Origin of the sequence: Planococcus citreus (assembly GCF_003664125.1) — a bacterium.
GTDB classification, from domain to species: domain Bacteria; phylum Bacillota; class Bacilli; order Bacillales_A; family Planococcaceae; genus Planococcus; species Planococcus citreus.
The window spans coordinates 382,053-394,213 of record NZ_RCCP01000004.1 but is presented as its reverse complement, the minus strand read 5'-3'; the positions used below and the strand labels follow the sequence as shown (position 1 = coordinate 394,213).

The 12,161-nt window shown below is 48.4% G+C and carries 15 protein-coding genes, 8 tRNA genes and 1 rRNA gene; 1 reads left to right on the top strand and 23 read right to left on the bottom strand.

Annotated elements, in window-relative coordinates; all coding sequences use genetic code 11:
- The 23 genes from DFR62_RS14245 to acpS all read right to left on the bottom strand — a co-directional run.
- Positions 1 to 87, bottom strand: a 16S ribosomal RNA gene (locus DFR62_RS14245); the annotation flags it as partial.
- A gap of 159 nt (positions 88 to 246) precedes the next feature.
- Positions 247 to 320: transfer RNA gene (locus tag DFR62_RS14240), tRNA-Gly, on the bottom strand.
- Positions 321 to 339: 19 nt separating this feature from the next.
- A tRNA-Arg gene (locus DFR62_RS14235) sits at positions 340 to 416 on the bottom strand.
- A 17-nt stretch (positions 417 to 433) separates the two neighbouring features.
- Positions 434 to 519: transfer RNA gene (locus DFR62_RS14230), tRNA-Leu, on the bottom strand.
- 102 nt (positions 520 to 621) lie between these two features.
- A tRNA-Gln gene (locus tag DFR62_RS14225) sits at positions 622 to 696 on the bottom strand.
- A gap of 9 nt (positions 697 to 705) precedes the next feature.
- Positions 706 to 781 (bottom strand) — tRNA-Asp (locus DFR62_RS14220).
- A gap of 3 nt (positions 782 to 784) precedes the next feature.
- Positions 785 to 861, bottom strand: a tRNA-Met gene (locus DFR62_RS14215).
- Between the two features lie 68 nt (positions 862 to 929).
- Positions 930 to 1,004: transfer RNA gene (locus tag DFR62_RS14210), tRNA-Glu, on the bottom strand.
- A gap of 7 nt (positions 1,005 to 1,011) precedes the next feature.
- Positions 1,012 to 1,086, bottom strand: a tRNA-Asn gene (locus DFR62_RS14205).
- Between the two features lie 363 nt (positions 1,087 to 1,449).
- The gene (locus DFR62_RS14200; protein ID WP_121300977.1) at positions 1,450 to 1,914 is read right to left on the bottom strand and encodes a SprT family protein; all 465 of its coding nucleotides are present in this window, start codon (positions 1,912 to 1,914) and stop codon (positions 1,450 to 1,452) included.
- 1 nt (position 1,915) lies between these two features.
- Positions 1,916 to 4,096 (bottom strand): Tex family protein, encoded by a 2,181-nt coding sequence (locus tag DFR62_RS14195; protein ID WP_121300976.1) that lies wholly within the window; start codon positions 4,094 to 4,096, stop codon positions 1,916 to 1,918.
- A gap of 99 nt (positions 4,097 to 4,195) precedes the next feature.
- Positions 4,196 to 4,795 (bottom strand): PP2C family serine/threonine-protein phosphatase, encoded by a 600-nt coding sequence (locus DFR62_RS14190; RefSeq protein WP_121300975.1) that lies wholly within the window; start codon positions 4,793 to 4,795, stop codon positions 4,196 to 4,198.
- Entirely contained in the window at positions 4,795 to 5,577 is a 783-nt protein-coding gene (gene sigB / locus DFR62_RS14185) for an RNA polymerase sigma factor SigB (RefSeq protein WP_058381769.1), read from the bottom strand. The genes DFR62_RS14190 and sigB overlap by 1 nt, the downstream gene beginning before the upstream one ends.
- Positions 5,555 to 6,025 carry an anti-sigma B factor RsbW gene (rsbW, locus tag DFR62_RS14180; protein ID WP_058381770.1) on the bottom strand — a complete coding sequence of 157 codons (471 nt, stop codon included), beginning with the start codon at positions 6,023 to 6,025 and terminating at the stop codon, positions 5,555 to 5,557. Before rsbW ends, sigB begins: the two co-directional genes overlap by 23 nt.
- Before the next feature lie 2 nt (positions 6,026 to 6,027).
- Entirely contained in the window at positions 6,028 to 6,360 is a 333-nt protein-coding gene (locus DFR62_RS14175) for an anti-sigma factor antagonist (protein WP_058381771.1), read from the bottom strand.
- 95 nt (positions 6,361 to 6,455) lie between these two features.
- A complete protein-coding gene (locus DFR62_RS14170) occupies positions 6,456 to 7,457 on the bottom strand; it encodes a PP2C family protein-serine/threonine phosphatase (RefSeq protein ID WP_121300974.1) in 1,002 nt (333 codons plus the stop codon).
- Positions 7,458 to 7,469: 12 nt separating this feature from the next.
- Complete coding sequence (locus tag DFR62_RS14165; RefSeq protein ID WP_058381773.1) at positions 7,470 to 7,871, bottom strand: anti-sigma regulatory factor; 402 nt, start codon at positions 7,869 to 7,871, stop codon at positions 7,470 to 7,472.
- A 2-nt stretch (positions 7,872 to 7,873) separates the two neighbouring features.
- The gene (locus DFR62_RS14160; protein ID WP_121300973.1) at positions 7,874 to 8,236 is read right to left on the bottom strand and encodes an STAS domain-containing protein; all 363 of its coding nucleotides are present in this window, start codon (positions 8,234 to 8,236) and stop codon (positions 7,874 to 7,876) included.
- Positions 8,233 to 9,063, bottom strand: a complete 831-nt coding sequence (locus DFR62_RS14155) for an RsbT co-antagonist protein RsbRA (RefSeq protein ID WP_121300972.1) — start codon at positions 9,061 to 9,063, stop codon at positions 8,233 to 8,235. Before DFR62_RS14155 ends, DFR62_RS14160 begins: the two co-directional genes overlap by 4 nt.
- 178 nt (positions 9,064 to 9,241) lie before the next feature.
- Positions 9,242 to 9,592, bottom strand: coding sequence for a type II toxin-antitoxin system PemK/MazF family toxin (locus DFR62_RS14150; RefSeq protein WP_058381776.1), 351 nt, complete (start codon positions 9,590 to 9,592; stop codon positions 9,242 to 9,244).
- A gap of 4 nt (positions 9,593 to 9,596) precedes the next feature.
- A complete protein-coding gene (locus DFR62_RS14145; RefSeq protein ID WP_058381777.1) occupies positions 9,597 to 9,881 on the bottom strand; it encodes a hypothetical protein in 285 nt (94 codons plus the stop codon).
- 44 nt (positions 9,882 to 9,925) lie between these two features.
- Positions 9,926 to 11,074, bottom strand: a complete 1,149-nt coding sequence (gene alr / locus DFR62_RS14140) for an alanine racemase (RefSeq protein ID WP_121300971.1) — start codon at positions 11,072 to 11,074, stop codon at positions 9,926 to 9,928.
- Positions 11,075 to 11,090: 16 nt separating this feature from the next.
- Entirely contained in the window at positions 11,091 to 11,444 is a 354-nt protein-coding gene (gene acpS, locus DFR62_RS14135) for a holo-ACP synthase (protein ID WP_121300970.1), read from the bottom strand.
- Between the two features lie 68 nt (positions 11,445 to 11,512).
- Here acpS and DFR62_RS14130 point away from each other — a divergent pair, with 68 nt between their 5' ends.
- Positions 11,513 to 12,127: a rhomboid family intramembrane serine protease gene (locus tag DFR62_RS14130; protein WP_058381780.1), complete on the top strand. Its 615-nt coding sequence runs from the start codon at positions 11,513 to 11,515 to the stop codon at positions 12,125 to 12,127.
- Positions 12,128 to 12,161 lie beyond the last annotated feature (34 nt).

The window sequence follows — 12,161 nt, the reverse complement described above, 5'->3', positions numbered from 1 at the left end:
GAGCAAGCTCCACTATCTCCGCTCGACTTGCATGTATTAGGCACGCCGCCAGCGTTCGTCCTGAGCCAGGATCAAACTCTCCATTATAGAGTAGTATTGATTGCTCAATAGTTGCTGGCGCATCGCCGTCTCGAAAGACGCGCGATTCGCTTGATCTGCCGAAGCTGATCAGTAAGTTTGCCGCGATCACTCGCGGCTGTATTGTTGACGTTTTGCTGTTCAGTTTTCAAGGTTCAAAAATAATGTTGGAGCGGGTGAAGGGAATCGAACCCTCATCATCAGCTTGGAAGGCTGAGGTTTTACCACTAAACTACACCCGCATATTATATAGAAGATAAATGGCGCGCCCGAGAGGACTCGAACCTCTAACCGCTTGATTCGTAGTCAAGTACTCTATCCAATTGAGCTACGGGCGCAAGTAATTGAATATGTATGGTGCGGCCGAGAAGAGTCGAACTTCCACGGGATTTCTCCCACTAGGCCCTCAACCTAGCGCGTCTGCCATTCCGCCACGACCGCAAATAATATATTTTTTTGAGACAAATTCTATTATATAACTTCAGTTCTTCTTTGTCAAGAACTAATCGTTCAAGTTGAAGTTCGTCTCAGTAACCCTAAAATTGGCTGGGGTACCTGGATTCGAACCAGGGCATGACGGGATCAAAACCCGTTGCCTTACCGCTTGGCTATACCCCATTGAAAAAATGGCGGTCCCGACCGGGATCGAACCGGCGATCTCCTGCGTGACAGGCAGGCATGTTAACCGCTACACCACGGGACCATTTGGTTGCGGGGGCAGGATTTGAACCTGCGACCTTTGGGTTATGAGCCCAACGAGCTACCGAACTGCTCCACCCCGCGACAATAATAATATTTTCAATTGTACCGCACACAAGTATTATATTAGAAAAAGTAATTCAATATATGTATGGTGACCCCTACGGGATTCGAACCCGTGTTACCGCCGTGAAAGGGCGGTGTCTTAACCGCTTGACCAAGGGGCCAATTAAATGGCTCCGAAGGTAGGACTCGAACCTACGACCATCGCATTAACAGTGCGGTGCTCTACCACTGAGCTACTTCGGAATAATGTTTAAGTACTTGTCGACTTTTTCTATTATAAAGAGCCTTACAAGAATCGTCAATACTTTTATTCATCATTTTATATTTTAATTTGAGTTCAGTGTTTCGTTTAGCAATATACTTCAAACGATTAAGCTCAGAGAACAATTAGTTGGCCCACTTTACTAGTTTGCCGAAAGACTCTGAACGGCCGAGAACCTATGAAGGTTTGATTAGAATGAACGGCGGGTGACCCTTGCCCCCGTTTACCCTTCTTCTATATGAATACGAATCACAGTATTTTCTTTTGCTCATTTCCGTCTAGTGTAACTTTACCGCAAGCTGCTAGACATAAAAGAAGAGCCGCTTCATCAGCGGCTCTTTCTTTTATAAACTCTTTTCTCTTTTCACCCGCAGCTTGCCGCTACAGCGTCCGCATCTGTACTTGGCAGTGTTCATACGGATCTTTCTTGGAAATTCCGTTTTGCAAGAGATGCATTCATACAGATGAAAGCCAGTTGTCTTCCGCCGCTTCTCTACAAGAAGAGAACAAAAGCGCGGAGCCCCTGTCTCTTGTAGCAACTCTCGGAAATCCTTGTCCCGATGCTTGTATCCTTTTCCTTCAAGGTGGAGGTGATAATGGCACAGCTCATGCTTAATGATGCCCGTCAGTTCATCACCGCCGAACTTCTCATATGAAGCCGGGTTGATTTCAATGTTATGTGAACCCAGTAAGTAACGGCCCCCTGTTGTCCGGAGGCGTTTGTTGAACACGCCTTGATGGCGGAATGATTTTCCGAAGGTGTCGCGGGAAATCTCTGCAATCAACTTCGTCAATTCTTCGTTCGTCATCTTATCTCTCCTGAAAATCCGGTTGTTGTTCTTTTGGCGGCAGCATCGTCAAAGCGATCCGGCCTTTTTGTTTTTCGACCTGATCGACCCATACGGTAACGATATCTCCGACTGCCACGACATCAAGCGGATGTTTAACAAACCCCTTTTTCAATTTAGAGATATGGACCAACCCATCCTGTTTCACGCCAATGTCGACGAAAGCTCCGAAATCGACGACGTTGCGCACCGTTCCTTGCACTTCCATGCCGGGAGTTAAGTCTTCCATCTTTAAGACGTCACTCTTCAGCAATGGTTGAGGGAACTCATCTCGCGGGTCGCGGAAGGGTTTCTTCAACGCATCCACAATGTCTTTGAGTGTCACTTTGCCGACTTCCCACTCCTGGCTTAATGTCTCTAGGTCCAAGTCTTCCAGCTTCGCGAGAATTTCTGGGCGGCCAATCATTTTTTTGTCCGCATCGATCAACTTGAGGATCCTCTCAGCAGCTTCATAACTTTCTGGGTGAATGCCGGTAGCGTCGAGCGGATTCTTCCCTTCTGTTATGCGCAAGAAGCCGACAGCTTGTTCATAAGTCTTGGCGCCGAGGCGAGGGATTTTCTTTAATTGGACACGGGAAGTAAAACGGCCGTTCTCATCACGCATTTTAATGATGTTCTCAGCAACGGTCTTGCTGAGTCCGGCGACGTATTGAAGGAGAGAAGCTGAAGCAGAGTTAACATTTACACCAACTTGGTTGACTGCGGTCTCAACAACGAAGGTCAATTGGTCTGCCAGCTTTTTTTGCGAGACGTCGTGTTGGTATTGCCCAACGCCTACTGCTTTCGGGTCAATCTTCACGAGTTCCGAAAGCGGGTCTTGGAGACGGCGGGCGATAGAAGCTGCACTGCGTTCTTCGACTTGTAAGTCCGGAAACTCTGCGCGGGCTACATCGGAGGCCGAGTACACACTGGCACCTGCTTCGTTGACGATGACATATGACGCTTTGTTCGCAGTTTCCCCAAGAAAATCGGCAACGAATTGTTCGGTTTCACGTGACGCGGTGCCATTTCCGATTGCCATGATTTCAATTGGGTAGTTGTCCGTTAGACGCTGTAAGATTTTCTTCGCGCCTTTTTGATCGGATTTTGGGGGATGCGGATAAATGACCGCCACTTCCAATAGTTTCCCGGTCTCATCTATCACTGCCAATTTGCAGCCTGTGCGGTACGCTGGGTCAATACCTAACACCATTTTATCTTTCATGGGAGGCTGCAATAACAGATTGCGAAGGTTTTCCGAAAAAATGTGTATGGCCTGCGTTTCACCTTTTTCACTTAGTTCCGTACGGATTTCGCGTTCAATAGATGGCTGGATCAGGCGTTTGTAGCTGTCTTCTATGGCTGCTTCGACTTCTTTCGCGGCAGGGCTTCCTGTTTTCATCCATTTATCTTTCATTAAACGAATGATTCGGTCGACTGGAGGTGTGACCGTTACTCTCAACACACCCTCTTTTTCGCCGCGGTTGATGGCGAGTATACGGTGCGGGACAATCTTTTTGATCGCTTCGCTGTATTCATAATACATTTGAAAGACTTGTTTCTCGTCTTCGTGGCCTTTTTTGGCGGCCGTCTCCAGCAAACCATTATCGCGAGTCATGCGACGAGCTTTTTCACGGATATCCGGATCATCCGCAAAAAGTTCAGCTAAAATATCCTGTGCTCCTGCAAGCGCTTCTTCCGCTGTTTCAACACCCTTTTCAACACTGATATACTGTTTCGTTACCGTTTTGATCTGCTCTTTTCCTGGTTTCAAAAGCCAATCTGCCAGTCCCTGCAGCCCTTTTTCTTTTGCGATGATCGCTTTCGTGCGGCGTTTTTGTTTATATGGGCGGTATAAATCTTCTACTCTTTGAAGCACGGTGGCTCCTTTGATGGCTTTTTCAAGCTCGGGAGTCAGTTGTTCCTGTTCTTCAATTGAACGGATTACATCTGTTTTTCTTTGCTCCAAATTCTGGATATATGTATAACGATCTTCTACTGCCTTTATCTGGACTTCATCCAATGAACCAGTCGCTTCTTTTCGGTAACGAGCGATAAAAGGCACCGTGTTGCCACCTTCAAGAAGTTCAATGACTTGTTTTGCCTGATCTGGTTTAACGCCGGCATCCTTGGCGATCAATGCGTGCAATTGCTGAGTATCCATTGTATGCACTTCCTTTCTGCTTCTCTATTTTAACATGCCTGTTGATAATGGGAGAAACAAGCCACTACATTGCTTTTTCCATAAAAAAGAAGCCTCTCCCTAATGGAGAAGGCTTCCTGAAATTAATGTAGCATCGTCGCCTGTTTGAATGGATGCAAGAATATCTTCGTACAGCCGTTTCGGTGCTCCCGCTCTTCTCATCATCGCTTTTGGATTACGCAAATCCACGCCATCTGAGTGAATCAGGAACAAATCATTTTCCAAATACGTGTAAAGCTGGGTTTTCAGCTTTTGGGGCCTTCCCGAGAGATAGCCCATTACAGGTAGCGGATAAATCACTTCGTCAGTTTCTCTTCTATAAAGATAGAAACGGATATTGCCGACACAACTGTACTCCAAGGTGCGTTTCTTAAAGTCTACTTTAAAAATAGCGACCGCTGCGCCACGTTTTTGCATCATTAAACCATTGAAGCGGTTCATCAATTGATCGATTGTCTCATGATGATATTCTTTCAGGATTTGCGGGATGACCTGTGACGATTCGCGTGCTACAGGCCCACTTCCCAAACCATCGGCTACGGAGCAAATAAAGTATTCATCCGTCAATACAGTGAAATAACTGTCGCCAGATTCGTAATTCCCTTTTTTTGCTGCGTTGTAGGCATAGGCTTCCACATTCTCATGGCGAATTTCTTCCACTAGGAAACCCCGCCGGCGGCCAAAATGGCTTCCTGAAGCTTTTTGATGGCTTTTCGTTGAAGGCGCGAAACGTGCATCTGGGAAATACCCAGGCGGTCGCCCGCTTCCTTCTGGCTCAGCTGCTCTATGTAGGTGTATTGGATGATCTGCTTTTCCCGATCGGAAAGGACATTCATCGCTTCCGCCACGAGCATGCGCTGATCCGCTTTTTCGTATCCATCATCTTCTTGGCCGACTACGTCAAACAATGTAACCGTACTGCCGTCCGAATCCGCCTCGAGAGAATGGTCCATGGAAAGCGCTTGATAGCTTTTGCCCATCTCCATCGCTTCCAAAACGTCGTCTTCATCAACATCCAGATATTCAGCGATTTCCCACACTTGTGGGGAACGCTGAAGTTCTGTTGTCAACACTTCAACCGTCGCTTTGATGCGCGGCCCCAGTTCTTTTATGCGGCGCGGCACATGGATAGCCCATGTTTTGTCACGCAAAAAGCGCTTGATTTCGCCGATGATGGTCGGCACCGCGAAAGCTTCGAAGCTACGGCCATAGGATGGGTCATAGCGCCGGATCGCACCGAGCAAGCCAAGCATGCCCACTTGTGCGATGTCTTCGTGGTAAGATTTGCCGTTTGAATACTTACGGGCAATCGATTCCACGAGACGGCGGTAATTAAGGACAAGGTTTGTCTGTGCTTCCTCGTCCTCTGTTTTTTGATAAGCTTCAATCCATTCCAGTACCTGTTCTTTCGTTGGCTGATTAGGATGAGATTGTTTCGACATCCTCTTCCACCCGCTCTCCTTCAACATGCTTGGTCATAAAGACAGTTACGCCTTCCTGATGATGTACTTTCACTTCATCCATAAGCGTTTCGATCAAATACAGGCCGAGACCTCCTTCGCGCAGGAACGCCCCTTCTTCCTGATCGTGATAAGGGCCTACTTTTGCTTTGGTTTCTTCAAAGTTGAAGCTTTGGCCGTGGTCGGCTACCATAATTTCAATTTTATCTTCATATAATGCACACCCGATGACAACTTCACCTTCTTCGCCTTCTGAATAAGCGTGTTGGACGGCGTTTGTCACTGCTTCACTTGAAGCGATCTTCAAATCTTCAATATCATCAAATGAAAACCCAATGCGGCTTGCAAGGCCTGAAATCGTCAGACGGGCAACGCCTACGTACTGGGATTTGGCCGGGACTCGCATCTCTACATAATCGAAAGGACGCATGATTAATTCCCACCCTTCCCGACTGCTGCTTCAATATCCATAATGTCGCCTAGGCCCGTAATATCGAAAAGGCGCTTCAAGCGGCTCGAGAGGCCAGTGAGTTTCAAATGGCCGCCTTTTGCATTGATGGATTTATAGAACGCGACAAAAACGCCCAAGCCTGTACTATCCATGTAGTCGACACCGGATAAGTCCAATTCGGCATTCAAGCCCTCTTGCGCCTGGTACGCTTCTAATTTTTCGCGGAGTACCGGTGCTGTATGCGCATCGATTTCCCCGTGAATATCGCCTTTTAATTTATTGTCATTTTCTGTCAAATTAACTTGAATATTCATCTCTATATGACACCCCGTTTTGTATGATTCAATTCGGCTGAAAAAAAGCCATTCTAAGCTTTCTTACCCGCTATCCAATGACTTTAAACATCGAATTAAACCTTCTTGTAAACCACTAAAGTGAAATCATCCTGTAGTTCTGCATTTTGCATTCGTTCAAGTTCATCGTAGACATGTTGGACAATCGCCTGAGCCGGTTGCTCTTTCTTTTGCTCAATCAATTTATAAATGACTTCGCGCTCGATAAAGCCTTCTTCCGTACGGCCTTCTGTCACGCCGTCCGTCATCATGATGACCATATCGCCTTTTTCCAAGGTGACGGAATGCTCTTCATAAACCGCGGCCGGAGAAACGCCGAGCAGCAAACCTTTTGCTTCGAGTTCATCAAATTCCCCTGTATTTGCACGATAAAGAATGGCAGGTTCATGCCCGGCCGACCCGTAAGTGAGGCTGGCTGCTCCTGCATCGTAATTTGCATAGAACATCGACACGAACATCGAGTCGTCGACACTTTTTTCGACGATCCGGTTGATGACGCCGAGCACGTCTTTTGGCAGGGCATGTGAGCTGTTCAAGCTGTCCATTCCGAATTTGATCATCGACATGCAAAGAGCTGCCGGCAGGCCTTTACCGATGACATCGGCAACGGCTACGCCGGCGTAGCCATCGTAATCACTGACAAAATAAATATAATCCCCGTTCATCTTTTTGGCCGGGATCGACAGTAAGCCGATATCCAGCCCGTCAAGCGACGGCAATTTTGTCTTGAGCAATGTTTCCTGCACATTGGCTGCCAAGTCCATTTCCACTTTCAGCTCTTCCTGGCGCTTCAGCAAACTTTGGCGTTCTTGCAGGGCCAATCCGTAATTGATCATCATTTCGATCAGGAAATCGAATGAATGCCAAACAACATCCGGGAGATCGCTATAGAGCTCCCGGATGGCTGCTTTGTGCATACTGATCACTTCTTCCGGAGAAATGTTCTCCAGAATCAGTTGCCTGCTGAAATTTTGGCCGACGTACAAATTTTGCTCCGTCTGCTTTTTTACATATTCGTTCAGAATTTCCTGATACTGTGCTTCAATGTGTTGAGGCATTTAGCGTTCCCCCTAGCGGAGCCACTTCGTAGCCCGTATATCTGTCCCTTCGCCTTGGATCGTTTCGATTTTGAAATCGTCCATCAAGCGCTTGACACCCGGCAGGCCTGCACCCAATCCTCCTGATGTCGTAAAACCGTCTTCCATTACTTTTCTGACATCAGGAATTCCCGGACCGCTATCGGCCGCGATGATCAAGATTCCCTTCATGCCATTTTCGGTCAGTTGCTGGATTTCAATCCTGCCCTGGCCGGCGTATAAATAAATATTGCGGGCAAGCTCGCTGATGGCTGTCGTGATCCGCGCTTGGTCCACTGTGCCGAAGCCGAGCTCTTTGGCGACATTGCGCCCGAGCTGCCGTGCCGCTACAATATCCCATTCCGTTAAGATTTCCACTGAGGATTGGTCGCTCATCTTCAAGCCTCCAATTCCAGTTGAAGTTTCTCCAAGCCGTTCTCTAGGTCAAGTGCCGTCATAACATCTTCAAGTCGAATTCCGAGCTCGATCAAAGTGATGGCAACTGCCGGCTGGATACCGGTAATAACCACTCTTGCCCCCATCAGGCTGGACATGCTGATGACATCCCCCAGCACTTTGGCAATGAATGAATCAATAAAGTCAATGGACGTCAAATCAATGACCACCCCGCGGGCGCTGGTTTCGTGCAATTTAGTCAAAAGATCTTCCTGGAACTGCAAAGCTGTCTGGTCATCCAGTTCCCATTGGATCGAAACAATTAATGTATCTTTCGGTTTTAGAATTGGGATTCTCACATTCATACTTCCTCAACCTCCACAATTTTTCGGTTTGTCCAAGCCAACGCTTGTTCTACCCCGCGCTGCAATGTGCTTGTTGTCGTAAAGTCGTTCAAATTGATGCCGAGCGTTACGATTGTTTGGGCAATTTCCGGGCGGATCCCGACGAGCATGCATTTCGCCCCTACTAAGCGTACGGCATCTGCGGCTTGGATAATGTGGTGAGCCACCATCGTATCGACGACCGGCACGCCGGTAATATCCAATAACACCACTTCTGCACGATGTTTGACGACACCGTCGAGCAGGTTTTCCATAATCAATTTCGCCCGTTCCGTATCAATCGTTCCGACGAGCGGCATGACAGAAACTTTGTCGAAAACCGGGATCAAGGAAGCAGACAGTTCCTGCAATGCAATCTTCTGCAGGCTGACCGTCCGCTCCCAGGTTTTAGAGTACGTGTCGATCATACTGTTGCGGATCGGCGTGGCCCAATTCGCAAATTCATGGATAAATCCATCCATGTTGTTTGGATGGATGGTACCGGCATCACGCATTCCTTCGTAGACGATTTCAGCAAAATGATCGATTGCTTTCGTCATGAACGTGATGGACCAGCCAAGGCGAACCACTTTCTCGGCAAAATCCTGCAAGCGGTTTTCATAGACCTGATGGCTTTCGAGAAGACTTGAAGTCATCAGCCCAGCGAATTCACGGCTCGTCTGGTTCACCATCTCTTCCGACATCACCTGGAAAGAAGGTTCGTCCTTCTCATCTCTCATCATTTGCTGCCATTCGGCAATGATGTCGGTCATGTTTTCTTGTATATATGTAGCCATTTGTTTGTTCATCTTGTCGTAAAACCCTCCCGGTGACCCTTGCAGCCACAATTTCATACTTGTCTATCCATTGTATCGGAAAACGAAGCATTTCACATCTTTTTTGATGAACCGTCCCAATTACGATGATTTTCTATACGAAAACACCCCGAGAAAAGCCATCTCGGGGTATTTCCATGGAGTATGTATGCTAAAATTTTACAAGTCCGACACTGATTTCCAAGGCTTCGTCCACCTTTTCCATCAACGCATCGTCCAGCTGTGTAATCTTATCGGTCAGACGCGATTTATCAATCGTCCGCAATTGTTCAAGCAAAATAACAGAATCACGCTCAAAGCCGTATTTTTTGGCGTTGATTTCCACGTGCGTCGGCAACTTGGCTTTCTGGATCTGGGCGGTGATCGCCGCAATGATCACTGTTGGACTAAACCGGTTCCCGATATCGTTTTGTATCACCAAGACCGGACGGGTCCCGCCTTGTTCGGACCCGACGACCGGTGATAATTCTGCGAAAAAAACATCCCCGCGTTTTACAATCAAGTTGTCACCCTCCGCTTACGAGTTGCACTGTCGTGTGCTCCGCTTCGTACTCAGCGTGCGAACATTCGCAGGCAATCGACAGGTTGATCTGCGACATTTCCACGTAGCCCTTGATCATCGCTTCCCGAATATGATATGAATCGTAGACATTTTTTGTTACCCGTTGAGTGGATACGTAGATGAATTCACCGTTCTCCTCAATGCGTTCATCTGAATGGGCAGTAAGCTCCGACATGAATTGCTTCGGCAACTTGACCACCACTTCTTTCGTCTTTGACTTCTCGTACACAGCCGACACCTCCGAAAATCCCGATCTCTGTCTAGTTTACCTTCTCATCTTACCATTGAATCGTTCGACTGAAAAGGCGATCCGGCATTTTTGGTGCCATTCACATAGACGCGCGGAACCCGCTTTGTCAAAATACAAGGGATCTCATAGGGGATTGTGCCCAGCTTTTCGGCCCATTCGTCGATCAAGACTTCCTCTTCCCCTTGGCGGCCGATCAATTGGACCGGTTCTCCGACCGGAAGCTGTTCTTTCAAGCGGATCATGCATTGATCCATGCAGATGCGCCCGACAATCGGTGCCCGCTCGCCGCGCACCAGCACTTCCTGTCCTTGCAAACCGCGCAACATACCGTCCGCATAGCCAACAGGAAGCGTGGCGATCCACTCTTCTTCTTCACTCCGGTAAGTAGCGCCGTAGCTGATCGTCGCACCCGGCTGTACTCTTTTTATGTGGACGATTTCCGTTTCCAGACCCAGTGCCGGCTCAAGCGCGATCGGCGAATGTTCGCCGACATAAGGCGAGGGCGCGATGCCGTAGAGCGAGATGCCGATCCGTACAGCATCGCAAGCGACAGATGGATGCATGAGTGCGGCCGCGCTGTTCGACACATGAACCATGACGCCTTCCGGCAATTGCTCCAAGACGCCATTCATACGTTCAACCTGCTGCTCAAAAAGTGTCGGGTCCTCATCGTCTGCTGCAGCGAAATGAGTGAAGATGCCATCGAATGAAAACTTTTCCGAAGCCAGTTTGGCAAATGCCACCTGCGCTTCCTCAGGCTGTATGCCAAGACGCCCCATTCCGGTATCGACTTTCAAATGGACGCGCAGCGGCTGCCCTGATACAGCGGATTTTTCAGCCGTCTCGATCCACTCGAGCGACAGAGCGGTAACGATGATATTTTCGCGCTGCGCGACAGGCACGAATGCAGCAGGTACTGCCCCCATTACGAGGATATCCTGTTCAATTCCCGCACGGCGCAATAACACCGCTTCGTCTGGCGTCGCGACCGCGAGCATGCGGACGCCGTGTTCAATGGCGGTGCGGGCAATTTCTTCTGCCCCGTGGCCATAGCCGTCCGCTTTGACGACTGCGATCACTTTGGCGTCGCCAGCACGTTTTTGGAATGCCGCCAGATTATTGCGGATCGCTTCTAAGTTGATAACTGCTTTTGTCGGTCGATACATTTCCATAGTCTACACATCCTGTTCATTCGGTTTGCAAAACAACTTGCGCGGCGGCAAATTCTTTTGAATGGGTGATCGAAACGAACCCGCATTCCGCACCGCGGAAAAACATGCCGGGTTTGCCATTTTCATCTTTTCTGATTTCCATATCCGAAAAAGGGCATGCTGCGCCGATTCCGGTGCCACGGGCTTTGGCGAATGCTTCTTTCGCCGCAAAACGCCCCGCCAAAAATTCGATTCTGCGTTTATTCTTCAATAGAAGATATTCGGCAAGCTCCGATTCGGTCAGGACACGCTCGCGGAATTTCGAAGATCTTTCATCGAGCTTGCGGATTCTCTCCAGCTCGACAATATCAAGACCGATTCCTGTTATCATAAAGGTTTCTCCTTTCATTCGCAAATGGGTAACGGGTATAATAAAGCTATGAAATTGAGGTGACCTTATTGTTTATCAGAAGAGAAAGCTTTTCACAGTACCTAAGAATGTATCCCGTCGTCTCGACCTTGATTGCGTTGAATGTCCTCATTCACTTGCTGACATTTTTGCCGATGCTTGGCGAATACATTTACTATTATGGGGTGGGGTCGAACTTCCACATCGCAAACGGCGAATGGTGGCGCTTCGTGACGCCGATCTTCCTCCACGGCGGATTTATGCATTTGCTGTTCAATATGTTCTCGCTGTTCCTGTTCGGGCCGGAACTTGAGCGTTTGACCGGCAAGATGCGTTTCATCACCATTTATATGCTGGCCGGGCTTTTCGCATCGGCAGCCACATATTTCCTGCAGCCGCTCGATTATGTACATGTTGGAGCAAGCGGCGCGATTTTCGGGATCTTCGGTGCATTCGGTGCGCTCGTCTATTACGGCGGCCGTGCGTTGCCGCAGCTCAAACAAATTATACTCCCGATTATCGTCATTAGTATAGTCATGACATTTGTGACGCCGAACATCAATGTCACGGCCCACATCGCCGGCATGATTACCGGTTTCCTGATCGGCCTTAGCTATTTCCACCCAAAACGCATCGTCAGCTGGCGCGCAAAAAACCGCCGCTGATTCTCACAAAAAACCGCCGCTGATTCTCACAAAA